The following is a 22,747-nucleotide window of genomic DNA, read 5'->3' as shown; positions in this document are numbered from 1 at the left end:
GCGAAGTTGTTTGTTACGGTTTTTGTGTTAAATCTGTTACGGTTTTTTATTAAAAAACATTTTAAAAATTAACACTGTCTGTTTTAAATTTAAAAAGCAACCTTTTGGGGAGGTTGCTTTTTAAGTACCATAAAATTATTACTATTTAAGAAAGTGAATTTGGGAATAATAAGGGAATTATTATCACTTTCTTATTACAAATATAAGTAACGTCTTACATTCTGCGTTACGGTTTTTCTGTTAAAACTATTACGGTTTTATATTAAATTATATGCTTTAGCAACCGCAACCAATTCTTTATCGGTGCCTTTTTCTCCTAACAATTGCTCTTTAATTTTATACTTGCGCTTTTCTATTGCGCTCTGTGACAGCTCAATATATTTTGGTAAATCTTTACTTTTAACTTTTTTTGATAACAAAAGTAAAATTTGACTGTCAATTTCATCAAAATTTATTTTTTTGTTCATTATGATACTTAAAGATTCTATCATGGTATCACTTCTGTATATTTTTCCTTCTGAAATGCTTTTTATAATGCCTGCAAACGAGTCGGCATCAATGTCATTTTTAGAAATAATGCCTTGTGGGCTAAATTTTAAATGTAAGTTATGTAAAAGCAGCGGCTCATTATGCATAGTTAAAAATACCAACATGCAATTTTTAAAATGCTTTTTTATTAAAGCAGCAACATCGGTACCGTTTTTAATTGTACCATCGTCGCTTGGCGGAATGCTATAATCTACAATTGCTAAGCAAATTTTTTCCTGATTTGCAGCCAGTGCACTAACTTTCTGAATAACCTCATTTCCATTATGTGCAGTATGTACGCATATATTGTTTTCAAATTCCTGAGTTAATAAACTTTTGTAAGCACTTATTGTTAAAGGATGATCATCAATGATAATAATATTTCTCATAAAATAAAAAAACCGTAACGATTTTTAAAAAAAAACCGTAATTAACTGTTAAAAATTAGTTTTAGTTTTGAAAACAATCAAACTATTAAAATTTAAGTAAAATTATGAAAAAGTTTTTATTTATGGCTATTGCTACGGTAGCATTTTTGGCTTCGTGTACTGCAGATGATGTAGAATCTCAAACAAAATTGAATAACGTAGAAGAAGCTGTTGATGGGGAAAAAATTGTTGATAAAACAAAGGATTAACACTTCTATATAAAAAACTATGTAAGAAATTACATAGTTTTTTTAATTTAGCTAAAAAATTGATTTGAAATATTTTATTCCACTTTTTAGTTTTTTACTGCTTTTATTGGCGTGCAATAAAAAAGAACCAGTTACGGTATTAAATTTTAACGATTCTTATTTTGAACAATTAGATTCGCTTAACCAAGCGCAGTATTTAGATTCGTTATTTCTTAATTCTAAATACAATTCTTCGTTGTATTTTAAAATCGCTGAGGAATTTTATTACTTACGTGATTTAGAAAAATCAAACAATGTTAGCCGTAACATTTTAAAACATGCCAAAGCCGAAAAAGACAGTGCTAATATCGGGCGCGCCTATTATTATATTGGCGATTGTTATGAATTTACATACAAAGACAGCGCGTATTATTTTTATAAGCAAGCCGAGAAAATTTACGCAGCTACCAAAAATACCGATCGTTTAGCTAAAGTACTGTTCAATAAAGGTTATGTTTTATTTTATGATGGTGTTTATACCGAAAGTGAAATGGAACTTACCCGAGCATTACATTACCTAAAAGATTCGGATAATTATTTGCTAAAGTACCAGTGTTTTAGCTTACAAGGCGGAAATTTAGAAGCCTTAGCGCTTTATAGTGATGCGTTGCATTATTATAAAGAAGCTGAAAAAATGATTGCTAAACTTACTGTTTCTGATGAAAAAAAGTTTTATTATCAGGTAATTAATACGGTAGATTTATCTAACGTTTATGCCGCTCAAAAAGATTATAAAAATGCATTACATGTTTTAAATAAAATAGATTTAAAACGATTACAATCAAGTTTACCCATTCAATATGCTACCGTAATTTCTAATATTGGTAACAACCAATTAAAGTTATACGGACCAAATACTGAGATTAAAGATTATTTAGTTGATGCAGTACAAATTACCAAAGAGCACGGTAAAGAAATAGATTTGGTGTACAAATACAAATATTTAGGCGAATACTACTTAGAAATACAAGATAAAGAAGCTGCCAATAAATATTTTAAATGGGCTTTAGATGCCGCATTAAATACCAATTATAATATTGAAATTTTAAATATTTTAAAAACCTTATCTAAATCAGATCCAGAAAACTTTGATAGCTACCATTCTAATTATTTAGATCGTTACCAGCAATTAATTGACAAACAAATTAAAACCAAAAATAAATTTGCACGTATAGAATATGATACAAGCCGAATTGAGGATATGAACAAATCCTTGTCCGCGCGCATCCAGTACGGCATTTACATCACCATAATTGTTTTATTGGTTATTGGTACCATTGCCTTGTGGCGCATCAATCAATCAAATAAAACCGCGTTAAACAATGCCTTGCTTAAAAACAAGGCCGAAGAAATGTTGTTTTCTTTATTACAAGAACAACAAAAACTAATTGATAAAGCGCAAAAAACTGAAAAAGAACGTATTGCTTTAGAATTACACGATGGCGTAATGAATAAATTATACAGCACGCGCTTAAATTTAGGCATGCTGAATAAAAGTTCTGACGAAGAAGCGATTGAAACGCGTAAAAAATTGATTAAGGATTTACAAAATATTGAAGCCGAAATCCGCGCGCTGTCTCATAACTTAAGCAATCAAACGGGTGAGTTTTCTAACGATTATAAAAAGCTGCTTTTAGATTTGGTACAAAGCAACAACGAATTGCATCAAACACATTTTGATATTGCCGTTAATCAAGAAGCTGTTTTGTTAGAAATTTCAACGGTTTTAAAAGTAAATATATATCGGATTGTGCAAGAAGCGTGTCAGAATATTTTAAAACATGCACATGCAAAACATGCACAAATAACTATTGATTTTGATGCTGATTATTGTTTTTTAACCATTCAAGATGATGGCGTGGGCGGATCAAAATCAGCCAACCCCGGAATCGGAATGAAAAATATGCAACAACGCGTAAAAACCTTAAAAGGAACTATTGAAATTAGTACTAAACCAGGATTTACAATAAAAATAAAAATACCAATCCAATTATAAACTAAAAACAAACCAACCAAAAAACTACTACTACTAAAAAATGAAAACTTACCTTTTACTTTTTACATGCTTTTGTGTGTCGTTTTTCTACGGCCAAAATGCGGTATCTATTACAGGTAAGGTAATTACTGCTGCCGAATTACCTATTGAAGCTGCAACCGTTTATTTAAATGCTGTTGCCGATTCAAGTTTAGTAAATTATTCTATTTCTAAAGTAAATGGCGATTTTCATTTACCGGTTCAACCCATAAATCAAAAAACATTTTTTGTGGTAAGCGCAGCTGGTTATAAAGAACATGTTTTGGTTTTTGATGCAATTCATGAGCATCAAAATTTAGGAACCATTGTTTTAGAACCTGCATCTAACCAAACCTTAAAAGAATTGGTGGTTACTACCCATGTTGCTCCAGTTAAAATAAAAAAAGATACGATTGAATTTAATGCCAATTCGTTTGATATTCGTCCCGATGCAACCGTTAAATCTTTATTAGAACAATTGCCTGGGGTTATGGTAGCAGATAACGGAAAGGTTATAGTAAATGGGCAGGAGGTAAGCGAATTTTTATTAAACGGCAAACCGTTTTTTGATACCAACGGCCAAATTATTTTAAACAACCTTCCTGCACATATTATTAGTAAAATTCAGGTTTCTGATTACAAAACCAAGGCGCAAAAGTTGGCTAATGAAAAAGCTTCTTCAACAGAAAAAACCATCAACTTAACCATTAAAGACGATAAAAATAAAGGCTTTTTTGGAAATGTTACCGGAGGATACGGAACCGATGAAAAATATGAAGGCTCTTTGTTATTAAATTATTTTAATAACGATACCAAAATCAGTGTTTTGGGTTCAGCAAATAACATCAATTCCTTAGGTTTTAGTAACAACGAAATTTTTGACAATTTGGTAAGCGGGCGAAATGTAAGTTTAAGCCAAGCAGCCAATGGCGCTATTGCAATTAACGATCAGAATATTGGCGGAGATAAAGGTATTTATTCCAATAAATTAGCCGGTTTTAATTACAGCGATATTTTTAATAAAAAAGTAAACTTAAGCAGTAATTATATTTTTAACGAAATCAACTTTTCTAATCAAGCAAAAACACGTACCGAAAACTTAATTCCTGGGAATTTGTTTGTAACAGATGCAGAAGCAAACGAAAATAAGTTAACAAAATCTAACAATGCTGCAGTATCTTTTGAGGTTAAACTTGGTAAAAATACAACCTTACAAATCGATCCTAAAATTGATTATTTAGATATGCAGGGTACCGAAGCAGGAAACAGTACAACGGTAAATCAGCATCAAGAAATGGTAAACAACCAAACCTATCAAAAGCATCAAAATTCAAAACAAAAAAATGTTGGCGCTAATTTGCTTTTGGTTCATAATTTTGAAAAGCAGAATCGAAACATTGTCGCTCAAATTACAACCAATTTCAATCAGAAAGATGCAACAGCCATTAATCAATCGCAAACTAATTTTTTAGAATCTCAAACGCAAGATATTAGAAATCAGCAACTGCAAACGATTAATAACGAAAACAAAACGCATCTTGTATTTAAGTATAAAGAACCGATTGCACCCAATCAAGAACTTACCGTGGGAATGCAGTACGAAAATACATTTTCACGATGGAATCGTGAAGGAGCTGATTTTAATCAAATAAACGCAACCTACAACTTAGCAGATCCTAGCTTATCGTTTACCAACAACATGCAGGTTAACGAATTTGCTCCAACATTTGCCTACAAATATGTTTTAAAAGACGGCTATTTTGAGGTAAATGCTAGCCCTAAAATTGTAGATTACAACATCAATAACGCGTATTTAAACACACCGTTTCGTCAACAAAAAACGCAGGTATTGCCTCATGTTCATGCAGCTTTACGTGTGCCGGTAAATGCAAATCGCAAAGTTGTGTTTTCGTACACATACAATCAAGCTATAAATAGTTTAAATTATTTAGCACCGGTTACCGATTTGGTTAATCCGTTTTTAACCGTGGTAGGTAATCCTGATTTAAAAAATACTGAGCAACATTTGTTTCAGTTACGAACTTTTACTTTTAATACCGAATCAAAATTAGGAACTTATGTGAATACCAATTTTAAAATAAATTCGGTAGGTATAATTAAGCAATTAGAATACGACGAAAACTTTAAAGGAACCTTAAATTACCTTTCCGGACGTGCCGGTTATGTTGGGTATTTTAATTCAGGCGTGTACCAAAGCATTAAAGTAAACGATAACAATACGTTTAAATACGAATATTATTTAGGATTTGGTTTTGATAAAAACTACGGAATTACCAATCAACAAAAATATACCAGCCAATGGTTTTCTATTTATCCAGAAATTATGTTAAGCTGGCGCTATAAAAAAGATTTTGATGTAAAAGCCACGTACGAATTTAATTTTAGTAATTTAAATTACAACAATTATGTAGTAGATAAAACGCAATATACAAGCTATGTTGCAAGCTTACAAACTACGTTATATTGGCCTAAAAATGTGTTTTTTGCAAACGATTTAAACTTTACCCATAATGGCAATATTACTCCCGGATTTAAAAAAGATTTTCTGTTGTGGAATTTATCTATCGGGCATAAGTTTTTAGACGAAACGTTTATTGCCAAAATTAAAGTTTACGACGTGCTAAATCAAAATACCAACGTGCGCCGTACCGCCAACGCAACCCAAGTTATAGATCAGTACAACAGCATTTTAAAACGCTATGTTATGTTTTCGCTAACGTATAAATTAGCTAAGTTTGGCGGAAAAGAAAAAAACAAATACAAGGTTCGTGATTACGAAGATGAAGAATAAAAAAGGTGTTCAAAACCAATTGAACTCCTTTTTTTATAATGGTAAAGCATTAAAATCTGTGGTAGAATTTATAGGCTGGTTTTCATAAACCAATGTCCAACCCAAGCTGTTAGTAATTACTAAAAATTTAGCCAATTCAGAAACCAACCGATCTTTAGCATTTATTTTTAAGTTAGAATTGTTTATTTTCTTTAAAAATTCAGCTTTAATTTTTTCATTAACTTTATTGTAATCGTTACCAACAAAAGTATTAAAGGTAGATTCGTTTACATCTAAAATTTTAATTTCCGGAAAACATTTTACTTCTTCTTTCGGAATATTGGTCAGCTTCACTATTTTTTTCTCCTCATCAATTTCATATTCAATTTGAGATAAATCGTACGAAATTAATACGTCGGCATTAACCAAAACAACCGCTTTTTTATCAAACTTAAACAAATCACCCAAATACGATTTCGAGCTTTTATAGGTATAAACTTGCGAATATTTTGCCTCGTTAACCACCAACTTGCTTACGTTTTTCAGCTGTTCTTGAATAATGGCCGATTCTGGTACAAATTGTTCCTGATTTTTAATCGTGGTATATTTGGTGTAGGTATCTAAAATAAAAGCACCTAAACCCATAAAAAACAGAATCAAAAAAATATAAACAAGCTTTTTCATAATCAATTATCTAAAGTTCATAAACGGATATTGCTCTAAAAGTACATCCAATTTTTGGGCCAATTTATTTAAAAACAATTCATGTTGCTCCGAATGCGGATTAAATGGGCGGTGTGCTAAACCTTTTTGCACCTCGTCAACCAACTGCATGGTTGGGTATGCCGTTTCTGCAATACAATGTTTTTTAAACTTTTCCCAAATATAAGTAATTGCCATTTCGTTAGGATGCAACAAATCACGCCCGTAAAAACGATAATCACGCAATTCATCCATCATAATTTCGTATGTCGGAAAATAATATGCTTTTTTGTTTAGATCTAAAAATTGATGCAAACCAACAAATAAGTTCGATTTACTGCGTTGGTTTTCTACCACGCCATCTTTAATATGGCGCACTGGCGAAATGGTAAAAATAAACTGAACTTTCGGGTTTATTTGTAACGCCAATTCCTGCATGCGTTGCAAACTTTTGGTGATTTCATCCGCTGTTAAAAGTTCTTTTACAAATAATTTCTGTGGTAATTTATGGCAATTCGCAACCAACTTTCCCGATTCAATATGTCGGTAAACCCAAGCTGTACCTAATGTTATAATAACATGGCTAGCCGATTGAAGCGTTTGTTTAAAAAGTTGCAATTTTTGGTTTAAAGCCAGCAAAATATCTAATTCATCTAGCGCATTTAAATCCGAATGCGCATCAAAACAACTCCAAACATCCTGATTGCAAAAAACAGAATCCGGTTCAAAAACTTTATTCTGAGCAGCAAATTCAAACAAATTACCTAGCGCCACCGGATGAAATAAAATGCCAAACGGATTTATCACATTTCTAAACTGATAATTTTTAAACGCATCAGCCATATTTACCGCAAAGCACGAACCCAATGCCAGCAATTGCGAATCGTATGTTATTTTTTCAGGCAAATCAACCAAACCAACTTCGGTACTCCACTTCATCTTATAAAACTAAAAGCATAAATAAATTACAAATTTACAGGTATAAGTTACAAAATAACAACCAGCCGTGCCTAAAATTAAAGCAAAATGTGCCTAAAAAGCTGTTTTTATTTGGGCGTTCCCTGCGGTCGGGCTTTTCGCACTCGCTGTTGCTGCATTTTATGCGCAACGAGCTCAAACAAACGCTCCAATCCCTAACGCAGCTGCGCAACATTTAACGTACATAAATACAAAATATACGTTTTTGCCATAATAAAATTTTGTAAATTGCCCTAAATAAATGTATCCAAAAAATGAAACATATAGAAAAGTTGGCTGCTATTCGCCAGTTAATGCAAACTAAAAAGATTGATGCCTACATCATTCCATCTTCAGATCCGCATATTAGCGAATATTTGCCAGAACATTACCGCTGTATTGCTTGGGTTTCTGGGTTTACCGGTTCAGCCGGAACTTTAGTTATTACCCAAAACTTTGCCGGTTTATGGACCGATTCTCGCTATTTTGTGCAAGCAAATCAGCAATTAGCAGGTTCTGGTTTTGAGTTGGTAAAATTAAAAGTGCAACATGCACCCGAATATATTACTTGGATTAGCGAGCAATTTACTGTACCAGCTACCGTAGCTTTTGACGGAAACTTAGCTTCATTACAAGTTGCAAATGCTGTAAAAAGCACGTTACAACCTTTAGGTTTTGAAATTAATGGGCACGAAGATTTATTAGCTCCAATTTGGGAAGGGCGCCCAACCTTACCAACTAATCCTGCTTATGTTTTAGACGAAAAAATTATTGGAAAAGATACCGCAACAAAAATTGCTGAGGTACGTGCTGAAATGAAAAAGCAACGTTGCAACACGCATCTAATTTCATCTTTAGACGATTTAGCTTGGTTTTTAAACGTTCGTGGTACCGATGTAAATTCTAATCCGGTTGTTTTAGGTTTTGTTTTGGTAACAGAAAAAGCGGTAAACTTTTACATTGCCGAGAACAAGTTAGATATTCAAAGCCAAAAAACTTTAGAACAATTTGGTGTTACCATTAAACCATATAATTCGGTTTATGCCGATTTAAAAAACTTAACAAGTAACGATCGTATTTTAATCGATCCAAAACGTACTTGTTTTGCTATTTACGATTCAATTCCGGAACAAGTCGAAATTATTGAAGCATTAAATCCTTCAAACTTATTAAAAGCTGTTAAAAACGAAGTTGAATTGGCACATACGCGTCAAGCTATGATAAACGACGGCGTTGCTATGACGCAGTTTTTTAAATGGGTTGAAGAAAATGTTGCATCTGGCGAATTGTCAGAAATTTCTATTGCAGAAAAATTACAAAGTTTACGTGCTGCACAACCTGGTTTTAAAGATATTTCTTTTGATACCATTGCTGGTTATAAAGATCACGGAGCTTTACCGCATTATAAAGCAGAAGAAGATTCAAATTACAAATTAGAACCAAAAGGATTATTATTAGTAGATTCTGGCGGACAATATTTAACCGGAACTACAGATATTACTCGTGTTATTTCGTTAGGTGAAATAACAGCCGAAGAGAAAGAAGATTATACCTATGTTTTAAAAGGTTTAATAGAAGGTTCTCGTGCTATTTATACCAAAGGTACACGCGGATATCAAATTGATGCTTTAACACGTCAGCCTTTGTTAGCTTCATTACGAAATTACGGACACGGAACTGGGCACGGCGTTGGTTTCTTTTTAAACGTGCACGAAGGTCCGCATGTATTTAACGGTACAGCAACTGATATTCCAATTTTAACCGGTATGATAACTTCTATTGAACCTGGATTATATCGTGAAGGTAAACACGGAATTCGTATCGAAAACTTAGTTGTTTCTCGTGATTTAGTTAGCAATCAATTCGGTGATTTTATGGATTTTGAAACTTTAACCTTATGTTATATTGATACAGCTTTGGTTGAAAAATCATTACTAAGCGATGATCAAATTAATTGGTTGAATGAATACAACCAAAACGTATACAACGTGCTTTCTACAAGATTATCTGATGAAGATGCAACCTGGTTACGTTCAAAAACATTAGCTATATAAATTTAAAAAACGCCAACTTTAAAGTTGGCGTTTTTTAATGCATTATGGTCGTTTTTTCTATAAAGCTCAAATCAATTGGGTTTTCTATATCTCTCAATTTATCTAAAGTTGCTCGGGTTTCATCATTTTTATTAGATGCCAAATGCGGATAAAAAACTTCTTTTAAGACCTTTTTTTCATGCACCGATAATTCGGCATAACTTTCAGGTTTATGAATGTAAACAGGAGTATGAATCAAATTTTCGCTTTTTACATATTCAAAAATAAAATGATTGTGTTTGTCCCATGCTTTTACCACAAATCCAGGTAAGTTGTTTAATTTATAAGGCCCCGATTGGGTTGCAATATCTTCTGTAAAATATACGGTCCACAAACGTCCGTCACAAACTGCTGTTGCTTTTTTAACGGTAAAGTTGTTCCAAGTAAATTCAGTTGAATCAATATCCCAAACTAAATTTTTACGCGTTTCATTAATGTAAAACTTTTGTTGTTTAAACTTTTCGTACGTAATATTTTCGTTATCGGTCGATTTTATTAGTAAGTAATGTGATTGGTTATTTTTTTGATTGGCTTGTTGTAAAAGCTTAATGTATGTTTTTCTATCGGTAGATTGATAAGCGGTATGTACGTCATTCTGAAAATTAATGAAGTTTTTTTCAGCAAAAAAAGTGGTGTCTGGAGCAACGTCCAAAACCATTTCAACCTTGCTTGACAAATCCGGATTTGTATCATTTACCATGGTTAAATAATATTCATATCTAATTTTGGCACTTGGCGGTTGGGCATATCCGGCCAGGCTGCATAGTATTATAACGAGAAAATGGGGGAGTTTCATAGTAAGAATATTTATATCATCTTGATTCTGTTTGTGTTGCGTGTTTTTTTTGAGTGATATAAATATATGCTTTTTTAAGATACATTTAACTGAATTTTTTAAATAATACTGTTAAAACTTAAAAAATTAACATTTAAGTAAACGATTTAAAAATTAAAACGGATGGAAGCTAAAATTTGCGATGGTCTTATTCTATAGCTTGTTCCAGTAGTTTGAATGTTGTTAATTACTACTTGTTCGTATAATTTCGTATTTAAAATATTAGTCCAGTCTATGTCAAAATCAATGCGTTTCTGTGTCCATTTATAACGATACTTCAAATCCATAAATTTGTTTACAAATGTTTGTTTATTAAATTTACTTTCCTGGTAATCTATTTGCCAAGAAATACTTTGGTTTTTTATTAAAAATAATTCTGTTTTTAATAAATGACCTGAATTATAAGTATTGGTTACATTACTTAATTGTTTTCGTTCTTGTTTTGTATAATTATACGTGTAAACTACTCCCATCCAATTTAAAGTAGCGTTTGATAACTGAATAGAATACGTTTGACTAGAAATATTAACATCACTTAATAAACTATTGATTAACACTTCACTTTCCGTTTGCATAAACTTTGCATCGCCTTTTAAATTTGTTGACAAATCTGTGAAATATTTACCTAAAGAAATCCAAGCATTTTTATTCTTGTTTTTATTTTTTCTGTCAATAGCTTCAATTACTTGTTGCCCATTTTCACTTATAAATGTACTAAGAAGGACTGCGTTTTGTCCAAAGTTATAATTTACCCCAAAGTTGCTAAATATATTGTTGAAAGGGTTTTTATATTCAGCAGCAATATTTGTACTATAAAAACCACTTTTTTGTATTGTATTGTTGTATGTAGTAAAGTTTAAGCCACTAAAAATGTAGTTTGAATATAGTTGGCTTAAAGGGGTGAAAGTATTTGTATATTTACCTCCACCTCTAATTTTTACTCTTGAATTTATCTCATAGTTAGCATGAATAGTAGGATTAAATACAAAACTATTTCTGTTCAGATTATTAAAATTTTCTTGATTGTTTAATTGAATGCTATTTAAAATTATTGGTAATGTAACCGAAACATTAAACTTATCTTTTTTATAATTCAATAAGATATTAAAGTTGTTTTTTAAAAAACTGTAGTTTAAGTTATTTACAAATACAGGATGAGTATTCTGATCTCCAGATAAATTTGTATTTAATTTTTTATTGGTTAGTTCTATTTCATATTGTGGAGTAATTCTCCAATTTTTGTAAGCAAAAGATATTGAGACTGAGTTTTGAGTATAAAAATGTGTGTTTAAGTAATGTTGAAATAACTTGTTGTTTTGATACAACTGCGAATCTGGTAAAAACAAATGTTGGGTTGGTGAAACTTGATACGTTTGTTTATCATTAGTAAAATCTAAAATAGATTTTAAGTTTATAAATAGTTTTTTTCTAAACGGGATTAAGGTGCTTAATGAATTTTGAATTGCATAATTCGGTGATACTACATTTTGTAGTATAGGATTATTGTTTAATTCTAAATTATTCCTGTTTTTATTTTTTTGTATATCAATAGTTACTATGTTTTTTAAAAAATTTGTTTCGGTATTATTTGTAAAAGTAAAAACAGCTTTCATGTTTTCGTTAAACAAGGCAGCTTCGCTTATTTTATAATATTCAATTACGTTGTTGTTTTCTAGATCTTTGATTTGAGTTACTTGTTTTCCATTACTATCAAACTCGTTGTTGTAATAAAATAAGCTCGTGTTTAAGTCTAAAGTTTTGTTTAGCTTAAATAAAGTATTAATAGATGCTAAGTGTGTTTTATTAAAATTATAGCGTTCTTTATTAATAGTGGGTAAACCGATATCAGATATTTGAAGTAAGTTTGTAACTTGAGAGCTAAAGTTATAGTTCTCAAACCTTCCAAAACTTGTTAAGTTTGTTAATTTTCCGCTCACATCCTTACCTACATTATTTGCATCATAATTTGCCAAAAACTGAATGTTTTTATTGAAGAACATCGGTGTTATGTTTGCTTGGCCTATAAACGGAGTACATCCCAGTCCTATTTTAGCACTTCCGCTAACACTAATGTTTCTTTTAAGTTTTATGTTTATAGCTGGGCTGTCTGATACAACTTTGCCGTCTAGCATTTTTATTGGTTGATGGTTTTCTAAAACTTCTAATTTACTAACATGTACATTGGGCATAGCTTGAGTAATAGAAGCATAGCGACCTTGCATCAAATCCATGCCTTCAACATAAAACTTGTTTATAGCTTGGCCCTGATATTTTATTTTACCTCCTGCCTCAACCTCAATGCCGGGAATTCGTTTTAAAACATCTTCTAAAACACGATCATTTTTTGTTGCAAACTTGTTTAAATCATAACTTATAGTATCTCCTCTTTGAGTAATTAAAGTGGGTTTAATTATAATTTCTTCTAAAATTGTTTCTTGTGGATTAAGCGCAATAATTTTGTTTTGACTTTGGTTTGGTATTAAAACAGAAAACTTTTCGAAATTCATTGCTGTAACTTCTAATAGCAATTCGGGTAAGTCGGAGTTTACTGTAATTTTAAACTCCCCTTTTTCATTCACTAATGTATAAGACAAAACAGCTTGATTTTCAGGGTGGTTTATAGAAACAATAGCATGATCTATTATAGATTCTGAATCTGTGTGTATAACTTTACCGCTAAAACTGTTTTGAGCCTTTAAAATACTCATGCTAAAAAACAGAAAAAAAGATAAGTATTTCATGTATAATTTATTGTTTATAACTTAAATCTATTGGGTTTTCCACTTCTCCTATTTTCTTATCTAAAGGAAATGCTATTGCCATTTGCTCTACATTGGTTTGGCTTTCTCCCCAAAATGCTCTGTAAGTTTTGTTGTAATGGTTTTTAAATAATTTTTGATATTGAGGTAATGTAACTTCTTGATATTGATTTATTCTCGCTAAATAATTGTAATGTTCCGTTATTTTTTCACTGTTAATAAATTCAAAAGTATAATGTAAGTCGCTGTCCCAAGCTTTAACAACAAAACCAGGTAAGTTTGTAAACTTATACGGACCGTTATTAAGCGCAATTTCTTTAGTAAATAAAACGGTCCAGTTTCTACCTTCAAAAAATGCAGTTGCTTGTTGTACGGTATAGTTATTCCATTTTATTGTTTGAGGTTCAATGTGCCAAATTATTTCATTAGCATTTTGTATTACATAAAAAGCATTGGTCCAAATTTTGTTGTATTGTTTGAATTTATTATTCTCTTTTTCTATAATGAATGAAAAAGCCTGACCTGAATACTTTTGTTTTGCATCAGCTAATATGTTGTATCGTTTATCTCGATCTTTTAGAGTATCGTTTTTTGTCCAAATATTTTGGAATTCTATTAGATATTTATCTCCAAAAATACTTTTGTTTTTATAAACATCTAAATAGCAAATACTTGTTTGCTTTGTTTTGCTATCTAATCTTTTGGTATATGTAAGCTCATAAGTATAACGTGTAAAAGATTCGTTAGTTTGTGCTTGTAGACAATAAGTAACAAGCATTAGTAATAAAAGGATTTTTTTTTTCATTTGATTAAAATTAAATAATCTAACCTAAAAGTTTCTTGCTTTTAAGTTAGATTATTGTTTATAACAATGTCATATTTGTTATTAGCATGACCAGTCTAGATCAGCAAAATCATCTGTGCTTGGATGTCTGCTATCAGGCCAACATACTAAAACTAATTGATTGCAACCATTAGTCAAGTACATACAATGGTAATCTTGTTCTGAAGCATCTACAACTATTTCTTCATTTTTCATTTCGTTTGCAAATGAAAAACCGCTAATTAGCATAAAAGCTGTGCTTAAAAATATTTTTTTCATAATTTATTGAATTCAGAATTAAACCGCTGTTTCCCGTTTTTAGTTAGTTTTACTAATATATATATATATAATGTTACGGTTTTTTTGTTAAAATTGTTGCGGTTTTTATTTTAATAAAAAAATCTCGAAATTTTCGAGATTTTTTTTAAAAAGACTGAATTTAAAAAAAATTAATAATGAGATTATTAAATGCATCGAGGTTTGATTAAGGGTACCAAGCGATTTTTTAGTTTGAATTTATTTTCAAATTCAAATAGTTTGGTATAGGGATTTTTGCTTGTTTCAATAATTTTTAATCATCTTCGATTGTTTATAAATTCCATTTTTTTGTTGTCTTTTATACGTTTCTTAAACACATTCAATATTAAGTTTATAATTTAATTTATAGTTAAGTGTTTTATATCTAATATGTTACGGTTTTTTAATTTATAGTTAATTTTTTGTTAACAAAATTAAATTGATAACATGAATGAGAATAAATAAAAAAGAAAGCGCTTGATAATCAAGCGCTTTCTTTTTTTATTTATAAGCCAATTGTTCTATAAAACTTATATCAATTGGATTTTGTATGTCATCAATGGCAATTTTACTAGCTCTAGATTTGTCATTTTTGGTTGAAGCTAAGTCAGGATAATAAACTTCTTTAATTAATTTTCTTTCATGAAAACTGATTTCATCATACGTTTCTGGTTTAACCAGGTAAACATTTAAGTCAGCTACATTTTTTCTGTCTTTATATTCAAAAACAAAATATTCGCCTTCATCCCATGCTTTTACAACAAAACCTGGTAAGTTGTTAAATTTATAAGGGCCAGAATGTACACTAATATCATAAATAAAAAGTGCGGTCCAATTTCTACCGTCTGTTTGTGTAGTCGCTTTTTTAACTTTATAATTATTCCAAACATAAATGCTGTCTTCAACATCCCAGATTAAGTTTTTTTTATCGTGAATTACATAAAATTTTTTGTTTTTAAATTTTTCGAATACTTTATTTTCATTTGCATTTGATTTTACTAATAAATAGGCTGGTCTGTCGTAATTTGCTGCAGCTTGTTTAAGTAGGTTAACATATTCTTTAGTTCCAATAGAATTGTTTGCTTCATGTAATCCGTTTTGGTATAAAATAAAATTCTTTTCTGCAAAAAAACTTCGGTCTTTAAACACATCTAAAACGGTAGTAATTTTTCTAACCTGAGTAGAATCTGTCGTTTTGGTAATGGTTAAATCAAAATAATATCTCATAAATCCTTCATCTACCTGTGCTATTCCTGATATCCAAATCAATGAAAATAGCATTGTTGCTAAATGTTTCATAATCAGTGAATTTATATATCTAAATTACGATTAAATCATTTTAATCGTAACGTGTTTATTATTTTGTTAAGTAAGTTTTATTATATGTTTAACGATGTTGCGTTTTTTAAGTTACTTTTTGTTAATATGCTAATCGTTGGTAATGCAAACAAAAACCCCAATCTTTAAATGATTGGGGTTTTATTATTACTTGAATTCTTTGTTATTTTATGAATTGTATAGCGTTTGTAATTGCATCTGCCATTCCATCCGGATTTTTACCTCCTGCAGTAGCAAAAAATGCTTGACCGCCTCCGCCGCCTTGAATGTGCTTTCCTAATTCACGAACTACTTGCCCTGCATTTAAGTTTTTACTTTCAACAATTTCTTTAGAAACATAAGCGGTTAACATCGGCTTTCCTTCGGTTACCGTTCCTAAAACAATAAAGAAGTTATTTCCTGTTCCTCCAATTTCGTAAACCAAATCTTTAGCTCCGTTAGCATCTAAATCTATTTGTTTTGCCAAAAACTGAACGCCGTTAATTTCTTGAACTTCGGCTAATAAATCGCCTTTTAAATTTTTTGCTTTTTCTTTTAATAATTGCTCAACTTGTTTTTTCAGTTTCGCATTATCATCTTGTAAAGAATGTACCGCTTTTAAAACATCTTGAGGATTTTTAAGCGTTTCTTTAATATCTTTTATCGTATTTTCTTGTGCTACATAAAAATCGCGTACAGCATCGCCTGTAATCGCTTCAATACGACGAATACCGGCTGCAACCGCTCCTTCTGAAATAATTTTGAACGACCAAATTTCGGCTGTATTTGCTACGTGAATTCCTCCACATAATTCCATTGAATCGCCAAATTTTATAGCACGAACTAAATCGCCATATTTTTCGCCAAATAAAGCCATTGCTCCTTCTTCAACCGCTTGGTTAAACGGAATTGCTCTGCGTTCAATTAATGGTAATTGTTCTGCAATACGTGCGTTTACAAATGTTTCGATTTTTTTTAATTCTTCGTCAGTTACTTTAGAAAAATGCGAAAAGTCAAAACGTAAATAATTCGGTGCAACTAACGATCCTTTTTGTTCTACATGCGTACCTAAAACGGCACGTAAAGCTTGGTGCAATAAGTGCGTTGCTGAGTGATTTTTAGAAGATGCACTACGTAAATTTGTATTTACTTTAGCAACAAAGTTGGCTTCTAAATTTTCAGGCAATTGTTTGGTGAAATGAATAATGAGGTTGTTTTCTTTTTTGGTATCGATGATTTCGATGGTTTCGTTTGCCGAAATTAAAACACCTTTATCCCCAACTTGCCCTCCACCTTCTGCGTAAAACGGCGTATGGTTTAAAACAATTTGGTATAAAGTTCCGTCTTTTTTAGATTCTACTTTACGAATACGCGTAATTTTTACCTCGTTTTCAACTTTATCGTAACCTTCAAAAGTTTCAACATTTCCTTCAATTAAAACATTCCAGTCGTCTTTAGAAACTTCAGAAGCTGCACGAGAACGATCTTTTTGTGCTTTCATTGCTGCTTCAAAACCAGCTTCATCTAACTCATAACCTTTTTCACGTAAAATAAGTGCAGTTAAATCAATCGGGAAACCAAACGTATCGTATAATTCAAACGCCTTAGCTCCGTCAACAAATTTACCTTCAGTACCAACAATAACAGTATCTAATAAATGTAAACCTTGATCTAACGTACGTAAAAAAGAAGCTTCTTCTTCTTTAATTACATTTTTTACTAAATCTTTTTGAGCAACAATTTCTGGGAAAAACTCACCCATTTGAGCAGCTAAAACATCAACCAATTGATAAATAAATGGTTCTTTTGTTCCTAAAAAAGTAAATCCGTAACGAATGGCACGACGTAAAATACGACGAATAACGTAACCTGCTCCGTTGTTAGATGGTAATTGTCCGTCTGCAATAGCAAAAGCAACCGCACGAACGTGATCTACAATTACACGAATAGCAATGTTAATTTTGTTTTGTTCTTCCGAAATATTTTTAACAGTATTGTCGGTATATTTTAAACCTGTAATGGCTTCAACTTTTGCAATAAGCGGTGTAAATACGTCTGTATCGTAGTTTGATGTTACGTTTTGCATTGCCATACATAAACGTTCAAACCCCATTCCGGTATCTACGTGCTGCGCAGGAAGTTTTTCTAAAGATCCGTCTGCTTTACGGTTAAATTCCATAAATACGTTATTCCAAATCTCAACAACTTGTGGATGATCTTCGTTAACTAAAGATCGGCCTGCAACAGCAGCTCTTTCTGCATCGGTACGTAAATCGATATGAATTTCAGAACAAGGCCCGCATGGTCCTTGGTCGCCCATTTCCCAAAAGTTATCCTTTTTGTTTCCTAAAATAATGCGGTCTTCGGCTACAAATTGTTTCCAAATATCCCAAGCTTCTTGATCAAAAGGAACATTTTCGTCTGGGTTTCCTTCAAAAACCGAAACGTACAAACGATCTTTATCTAACTTTAAAACTTCGGTTAAAAATTCCCAAGCCCAAGTAATTGCTTCTTTTTTAAAATAATCACCAAAACTCCAGTTTCCTAACATTTCGAACATGGTATGGTGGTAGGTATCAAAACCTACATCTTCTAAATCATTATGCTTACCAGAAACACGAAGACATTTTTGCGTATCGGCAATTCTGTTACTTTTTGGCGTGGCGTTTCCTAAAAAATATTCTTTAAACTGGGCCATTCCCGAGTTATTGAACATTAAAGTTGGATCGTCTTTTAAAACGATAGGAGCCGAAGGAACAATTAAATGCCCTTTGCTTTCAAAAAATTGTAGAAATTGTTTTCTAATGTCCTGTGATTTCATAGGTCGAATTATCGAATTATTTAATAACTGTTTGCACTAATTTTTATACGCTATTTAAGATAAAGCTACTAAAATATTTGTTTTTAATTGTGTATTCTTAAAACAAATCCATTAAAAAAGGTAAAACTAAACCTTTATTAAAAAGTAAATATTTAAAAAATAATTATCTTTGTTGACAACGCATTTTTAAATGCAAAATTTAACTGCATTTTTAAGGTGCAAAAATAGTATATTTTTAGCATATGGCGAAGGTAAAATATTATTACGATCCCGAAAAGTTAGCGTATAAAAGGATAGAGCCTAAAAAAACCAATAAAATACTTTCGGTTTTGTTGTTTTTAATAGCTTCTCGCCTTTTTTGGATATTTTTGTTTTGCTACCTATATGATGGTTCCTTTTTTCGAATCTCCTAAAGAAAAACAAAAATCGAGAGAATTGGCAGAACTAAATATAAATTACAACTTGTTAAATAAGCGCGTGTCGCAATTACAAGAAGTTTTGCTGCAATTGGATGAACGCGAGCGTAACTTATACCGAAAATATTTTAATGATAATTTTGAAGAAGATACGAGTATTCATGATCGCATGAAATCTTTATCTTTAGCATCAAGCGAAAATATTGTAAAGTTTACCGAAAACCGTGTAGAAAACATGGCTAAAGAAATCGCTTTACAATCTGAACATTTAGATGAGGTAATTGAATTGCTAAAAAATAAGGAAGAACTTTTGTTGGCAATTCCGGCAATTCAGCCCGTTCGAAACGAAGATTTAAAACGCATGGCTTCTGGTTTTGGTTACCGAAATGACCCGTTTACAAAAATCAGAAAGTTCCATAAAGGTATGGATTTTACAGCCCCAACCGGAACGCCTATTTTTGCAACTGCAAACGGAACGGTTAAACGCGCAGATAATTCGTTAAGCGGTTACGGAAATCATATTATGATTGATCATGGATTTGGTTACCAAACCTTATATGCCCATTTAAGTAAATACAACGTAAAAGTTGGTCAAAAAGTAAAACGCGGTGATGTAATTGGTTATGTAGGTAGTACCGGTAGGAGTGAAGCGCCGCATTTACATTACGAGGTTTATAAAAATGGACAAGCCGTTAACCCAATTAATTTTTATTACAGTTCTATGCTGCCTATTGAATATAAATTATTACGTGAGCAAGCCGAACAAGAAAATCAGTCTTTAGATTAATGCTAAAAAAATTACCAAATAAACGATATTTTTCTATTGGCGAATTGGCTAAACATTTTGGAGTAAATGCTTCGTTGTTGCGTTTTTGGGAAAAAGAATTTGATATTATTCAGCCTAAAAAAAATGCGAAAGGCAATCGCATGTTCACACAAGAAGATGTAAAAAACCTAACCATGATTTATCATTTAGTGAAAGAACGTGGATTTACCTTAGACGGAGCCAAAATGCACTTAAAAGCCAAGCTAAATGAACCAACAGATAAAATAACTTTACTAACCAAATTAAAACAAATTAAAGCCGATTTGTTATTACTTAAAGAAAGTTTGTAACAAAATCCAATTTTTATCGACTTATACAATAACTAAATTAAAATTTAAAGATGAAGAAAGCACTTCCTATTATCCTTGTACTTGTAGTACTTATTGGTGGATATTTTATCCTATCTATGATTTATCAAAACGGCGCATTAAACGTAAAGCAAAATGCAGATAAAACATGGGCAGACGTAGAAGGCGCATATCAAAGAAGAAATGATTTAATCGGAAATTTAGTAAATACCGTTAAAGGTGCAGCAGATTTCGAAAAATCTACTTTAGAAGCGGTTGTAAATGCAAGAGCAAAAGCAACTTCAGTGCAAATTGATCCGTCTAACATTACACCGGCAGAATTAGAACAATTTCAACAAGCACAATCTGGTGTTTCTAGTGCTTTATCACGTTTATTGGTAACGGTAGAAAGATATCCTGATTTAAAAACAAATCAGAACTTTTTAAAATTACAAGACGAATTAGCAAGCACAGAAAATCAAATTTTAACTGCTCGTACGCGTTATAACGATGCGGTTCGTGAATACAACAAATATGTATTAAGCGTGCCTAATAAGTTTTTCTTAACTGGTTATGCAGAACGCGCATTCTTTAAATCTGAAGCTGGAGCAGAAAAAGCACCAGAAGTTCAATTTGATTTTAATTAAAAAAATAAACTATGTCAGCAAGTGAACAATTTTTATCAGTAGCCGACGAACGTGCCATTGTTGAAGCTATACAACAAGCAGAAACAAGTACATCGGGTGAAATAAGGGTTCATCTTGAAGATTCATCAAAAAAACCTCCTCTAGAAAGAGCTAAGGAGGTTTTTTTGTCTTTACAGATGCACAATACCGCTTCTAGAAACGGCGTACTTTTCTATGTTTGTGTTGTAGATCATCATTTTGTTATTTTAGGTGACGAAGGAATTAATAAAGTTGTTGCTCCCGATTTTTGGCATGAAACAAAAGATGTGGTTATTTCACATTTTAAACAAGGCCAGAATAAAGAAGGATTAATTCGCGGTATTTTAAAAGCGGGCGAAGCGCTAAAAGAACACTTTCCATATTGCGCAGCTACTGATGTGGATGAATTATCTAACGAAATATCAAGAAGCTAATGACACAAATTATTGTAAAAATATCCAAGTTTATTATTGGTGTTTTTATTTTTTTACTTTCTAGTATTGGTTGGGCGCAATTTGATATTCCAACTCAACCTAAGAGCAGTAGTCAAACCAGCGTTTACGATTATGCAAATTTATTAGATGCATCTCAGAAAAAAACGTTAGAAAGTAGATTAATAAATTATGCCGATACAACTTCAACCCAAATTGTGATTGCTATAATTCCGAGCCTTAAAGGTGAAAATATTGGCATGTTAACTCCTGAATGGGCGCAAAAATGGGGAATAGGTCAAAAAGGAACCGATAATGGCGTTTTTATTTTATTAGCTGTAGATGAACGTAAAATATGGATTTCTCCAGGTTATGGTTTAGAACATATTTTAACAGCCGGAATAAATGGTGAAATTATTAGAAATGTAATTATCCCAAATTTTAAACAAGGCGATTATTATCAAGGTTTGTACGATGGTACAACTGCTTTAATGGAACTTTTTTCTGGAACGTATAAAGCCAAAGAAAAGAATCAAGAAGAATTTCCTGCTGGGGCAATTTTGTTTTTTGCCATTGTAGTTCTATTTTTACTATTTGCTTTTATGAGCAAAGGAGGTAAAGGTGGCGGAGGCAATCGTGGGCATCGTTCTGGCGGATTAGATTTAATGGATGTAATTTTATTAAGCAGTTTAGGACGTAGTTCTGGCGGATTTGGTGGAGGAAGTTCTTCCGGCGGATTTGGCGGTGGCGGATTTTCTGGTGGTTTTGGCGGCGGAGGTTTCTCTGGCGGTGGAGCAGGAGGAAGTTGGTAAAACAAACAGCTTATTTATAGAAATAAAAAAACCGAGATATTTATCTCGGTTTTTTTATGCTTATTTTTTAGCTCCTGGTTTTGGAGGATATTGTGCTAAGATGTCTGTAACAAATTCTTGAATTTTTTGTTCTCTTTTTTCAACATTGCTTGTCGGATTAATTGTTCCTTTTCCAACACCTTGCCAAATTAATTGTTTCTTTTTAGCATCAACAATATCAATATATAAAGTTCCTTCTTGTACTGTGCTTACAGACGTATTAGAAATACTTGGTCCCCATGGTCCCATATATCCCCATGCTCCGTAATATCCAGGATAACCAGGTGCACCCCAACCCCAACCGTAATTGTTGTTGTATGTGTAAACATTTAAATCTGTATTTTCTTTAGTAAAAAAGTTTACAATTAAATCCGGATTGTTAGATAAAGTTAAACCTTTAGCATCCAATTGTGTTTCAATTGCTTTTAAAATTCTTCTTTTATCAATGTCGTTTATTTTCGAGTTTTTTACACCTTCTTCATGAAAAGCATAGGTTTTAAAACCTGAATAATTTACATTGCTTTCGTAATCTGAACTTACAGAAATACTGCTACAAGAAGCAATAAATAAAGAAAGAATTAATGCGGGTAAAAATTTAATGTGTTTCATAAGTTTATTTTTTATTTCTTATACATTTCAACGAAATATCGTACATTTT

General features: G+C 31.7%; 18 protein-coding genes and 1 pseudogene. 9 read left to right on the top strand and 10 right to left on the bottom strand.

From position 1 onward, the window contains the following. Positions 1-257 precede the first annotated feature (257 nt). A complete protein-coding gene (locus K5I29_RS08555; protein ID WP_264432484.1) occupies positions 258-917 on the bottom strand; it encodes a response regulator in 660 nt (219 codons plus the stop codon). 104 nt (positions 918-1,021) lie between these two features. Between K5I29_RS08555 and K5I29_RS08550 the strand changes: the two genes are divergently transcribed. The 3 genes from K5I29_RS08550 (at position 1,022) to K5I29_RS08540 (ending at position 6,030) form a co-directional block, all read left to right on the top strand. After that, complete coding sequence (locus K5I29_RS08550; protein WP_264432481.1) at positions 1,022-1,165, top strand: hypothetical protein; 144 nt, start codon at positions 1,022-1,024, stop codon at positions 1,163-1,165. Positions 1,166-1,229: 64 nt separating this feature from the next. After that, positions 1,230-3,200 carry a sensor histidine kinase gene (locus K5I29_RS08545; RefSeq protein ID WP_264432480.1) on the top strand — a complete coding sequence of 657 codons (1,971 nt, stop codon included), beginning with the start codon at positions 1,230-1,232 and terminating at the stop codon, positions 3,198-3,200. A 40-nt stretch (positions 3,201-3,240) separates the two neighbouring features. Next, positions 3,241-6,030: an outer membrane beta-barrel family protein gene (locus tag K5I29_RS08540; RefSeq protein WP_264432477.1), complete on the top strand. Its 2,790-nt coding sequence runs from the start codon at positions 3,241-3,243 to the stop codon at positions 6,028-6,030. Positions 6,031-6,063: 33 nt separating this feature from the next. Here K5I29_RS08540 and K5I29_RS08535 read toward each other — a convergent pair whose 3' ends face one another. Both K5I29_RS08535 and K5I29_RS08530 read right to left on the bottom strand, forming a co-directional pair. Continuing rightward, on the bottom strand, positions 6,064-6,693 hold the full coding sequence (locus K5I29_RS08535) for a DUF4230 domain-containing protein (RefSeq protein ID WP_264432476.1): 630 nt from the start codon (positions 6,691-6,693) through the stop codon (positions 6,064-6,066). 6 nt (positions 6,694-6,699) lie between these two features. After that, entirely contained in the window at positions 6,700-7,650 is a 951-nt protein-coding gene (locus tag K5I29_RS08530; protein WP_264432474.1) for a GSCFA domain-containing protein, read from the bottom strand. Positions 7,651-7,943: 293 nt separating this feature from the next. On the opposite strand from K5I29_RS08530, the gene K5I29_RS08525 reads away from it, so the two are divergent. Then, positions 7,944-9,722, top strand: coding sequence for an aminopeptidase P family protein (locus K5I29_RS08525; protein ID WP_264432471.1), 1,779 nt, complete (start codon positions 7,944-7,946; stop codon positions 9,720-9,722). Between the two features lie 34 nt (positions 9,723-9,756). Here K5I29_RS08525 and K5I29_RS08520 read toward each other — a convergent pair whose 3' ends face one another. From K5I29_RS08520 to alaS, 6 genes are all read right to left on the bottom strand, one after another. Beyond that, positions 9,757-10,557, bottom strand: coding sequence for a GLPGLI family protein (locus K5I29_RS08520; RefSeq protein WP_264432469.1), 801 nt, complete (start codon positions 10,555-10,557; stop codon positions 9,757-9,759). 146 nt (positions 10,558-10,703) lie between these two features. Beyond that, on the bottom strand, positions 10,704-13,304 hold the full coding sequence (locus K5I29_RS08515; RefSeq protein ID WP_264432467.1) for a hypothetical protein: 2,601 nt from the start codon (positions 13,302-13,304) through the stop codon (positions 10,704-10,706). A 40-nt stretch (positions 13,305-13,344) separates the two neighbouring features. After that, positions 13,345-14,160, bottom strand: a complete 816-nt coding sequence (locus K5I29_RS08510) for a GLPGLI family protein (RefSeq protein ID WP_264432464.1) — start codon at positions 14,158-14,160, stop codon at positions 13,345-13,347. Between the two features lie 81 nt (positions 14,161-14,241). Then, positions 14,242-14,457, bottom strand: coding sequence for a hypothetical protein (locus K5I29_RS08505; RefSeq protein ID WP_264432462.1), 216 nt, complete (start codon positions 14,455-14,457; stop codon positions 14,242-14,244). A gap of 519 nt (positions 14,458-14,976) precedes the next feature. Beyond that, complete coding sequence (locus K5I29_RS08500) at positions 14,977-15,774, bottom strand: GLPGLI family protein (RefSeq protein WP_264432459.1); 798 nt, start codon at positions 15,772-15,774, stop codon at positions 14,977-14,979. A 202-nt stretch (positions 15,775-15,976) separates the two neighbouring features. Beyond that, on the bottom strand, positions 15,977-18,613 hold the full coding sequence (alaS, locus tag K5I29_RS08495; RefSeq protein ID WP_264432456.1) for an alanine--tRNA ligase: 2,637 nt from the start codon (positions 18,611-18,613) through the stop codon (positions 15,977-15,979). Positions 18,614-18,855: 242 nt separating this feature from the next. On the opposite strand from alaS, the pseudogene K5I29_RS08490 reads away from it, so the two are divergent. The 5 genes and pseudogenes from K5I29_RS08490 to K5I29_RS08470 all read left to right on the top strand — a co-directional run bounded on the left by K5I29_RS08490 (position 18,856) and on the right by K5I29_RS08470 (position 22,050). Continuing rightward, positions 18,856-19,816, top strand: a pseudogene (locus K5I29_RS08490) (M23 family metallopeptidase). Beyond that, a complete protein-coding gene (locus tag K5I29_RS08485; RefSeq protein WP_264432453.1) occupies positions 19,816-20,145 on the top strand; it encodes a MerR family transcriptional regulator in 330 nt (109 codons plus the stop codon). Before K5I29_RS08490 ends, K5I29_RS08485 begins: the two are co-directional and overlap by 1 nt. Positions 20,146-20,195: 50 nt before the next feature. Beyond that, complete coding sequence (locus tag K5I29_RS08480) at positions 20,196-20,789, top strand: LemA family protein (RefSeq protein WP_264432450.1); 594 nt, start codon at positions 20,196-20,198, stop codon at positions 20,787-20,789. 11 nt (positions 20,790-20,800) lie between these two features. Next, positions 20,801-21,241: a TPM domain-containing protein gene (locus K5I29_RS08475; protein ID WP_264432447.1), complete on the top strand. Its 441-nt coding sequence runs from the start codon at positions 20,801-20,803 to the stop codon at positions 21,239-21,241. Further along, the gene (locus K5I29_RS08470) at positions 21,241-22,050 is read left to right on the top strand and encodes a TPM domain-containing protein (RefSeq protein ID WP_264432445.1); all 810 of its coding nucleotides are present in this window, start codon (positions 21,241-21,243) and stop codon (positions 22,048-22,050) included. Before K5I29_RS08475 ends, K5I29_RS08470 begins: the two co-directional genes overlap by 1 nt. Before the next feature lie 60 nt (positions 22,051-22,110). Here K5I29_RS08470 and K5I29_RS08465 read toward each other — a convergent pair whose 3' ends face one another. Beyond that, positions 22,111-22,698, bottom strand: coding sequence for a DUF4136 domain-containing protein (locus K5I29_RS08465; RefSeq protein ID WP_264432442.1), 588 nt, complete (start codon positions 22,696-22,698; stop codon positions 22,111-22,113). Positions 22,699-22,747 lie beyond the last annotated feature (49 nt).

This window comes from Flavobacterium agricola (genome assembly GCF_025919725.1).
GTDB lineage: Bacteria > Bacteroidota > Bacteroidia > Flavobacteriales > Flavobacteriaceae > Flavobacterium > Flavobacterium agricola.
Note: the sequence above shows the minus strand (reverse complement) of the source record. Positions and strands in the feature narration are given on the sequence as shown.

Bases quoted from the DNA above. Each gene is read 5' to 3' on its own strand.
- K5I29_RS08500 (WP_264432459.1), bottom strand. From the start codon at position 15,774: ATGAAACATTTAGCAACAATGCTATTTTCATTGATTTGGATATCAGGA.
- K5I29_RS08535 (WP_264432476.1), bottom strand. From the start codon at position 6,693: ATGAAAAAGCTTGTTTATATTTTTTTGATTCTGTTTTTTATGGGTTTA.
- K5I29_RS08485 (WP_264432453.1), top strand. From the start codon at position 19,816: ATGCTAAAAAAATTACCAAATAAACGATATTTTTCTATTGGCGAATTG.
- K5I29_RS08530 (WP_264432474.1), bottom strand. From the start codon at position 7,650: ATGAAGTGGAGTACCGAAGTTGGTTTGGTTGATTTGCCTGAAAAAATA.
- K5I29_RS08510 (WP_264432464.1), bottom strand. From the start codon at position 14,160: ATGAAAAAAAAAATCCTTTTATTACTAATGCTTGTTACTTATTGTCTA.
- K5I29_RS08515 (WP_264432467.1), bottom strand. From the start codon at position 13,304: ATGAGTATTTTAAAGGCTCAAAACAGTTTTAGCGGTAAAGTTATACAC.
- K5I29_RS08505 (WP_264432462.1), bottom strand. From the start codon at position 14,457: ATGAAAAAAATATTTTTAAGCACAGCTTTTATGCTAATTAGCGGTTTT.
- K5I29_RS08480 (WP_264432450.1), top strand. From the start codon at position 20,196: ATGAAGAAAGCACTTCCTATTATCCTTGTACTTGTAGTACTTATTGGT.
- K5I29_RS08470 (WP_264432445.1), top strand. From the start codon at position 21,241: ATGACACAAATTATTGTAAAAATATCCAAGTTTATTATTGGTGTTTTT.
- alaS (WP_264432456.1), bottom strand. From the start codon at position 18,613: ATGAAATCACAGGACATTAGAAAACAATTTCTACAATTTTTTGAAAGC.
- K5I29_RS08475 (WP_264432447.1), top strand. From the start codon at position 20,801: ATGTCAGCAAGTGAACAATTTTTATCAGTAGCCGACGAACGTGCCATT.
- K5I29_RS08555 (WP_264432484.1), bottom strand. From the start codon at position 917: ATGAGAAATATTATTATCATTGATGATCATCCTTTAACAATAAGTGCT.
- K5I29_RS08550 (WP_264432481.1), top strand. From the start codon at position 1,022: ATGAAAAAGTTTTTATTTATGGCTATTGCTACGGTAGCATTTTTGGCT.
- K5I29_RS08465 (WP_264432442.1), bottom strand. From the start codon at position 22,698: ATGAAACACATTAAATTTTTACCCGCATTAATTCTTTCTTTATTTATT.
- K5I29_RS08520 (WP_264432469.1), bottom strand. From the start codon at position 10,557: ATGAAACTCCCCCATTTTCTCGTTATAATACTATGCAGCCTGGCCGGA.
- K5I29_RS08540 (WP_264432477.1), top strand. From the start codon at position 3,241: ATGAAAACTTACCTTTTACTTTTTACATGCTTTTGTGTGTCGTTTTTC.
- K5I29_RS08525 (WP_264432471.1), top strand. From the start codon at position 7,944: ATGAAACATATAGAAAAGTTGGCTGCTATTCGCCAGTTAATGCAAACT.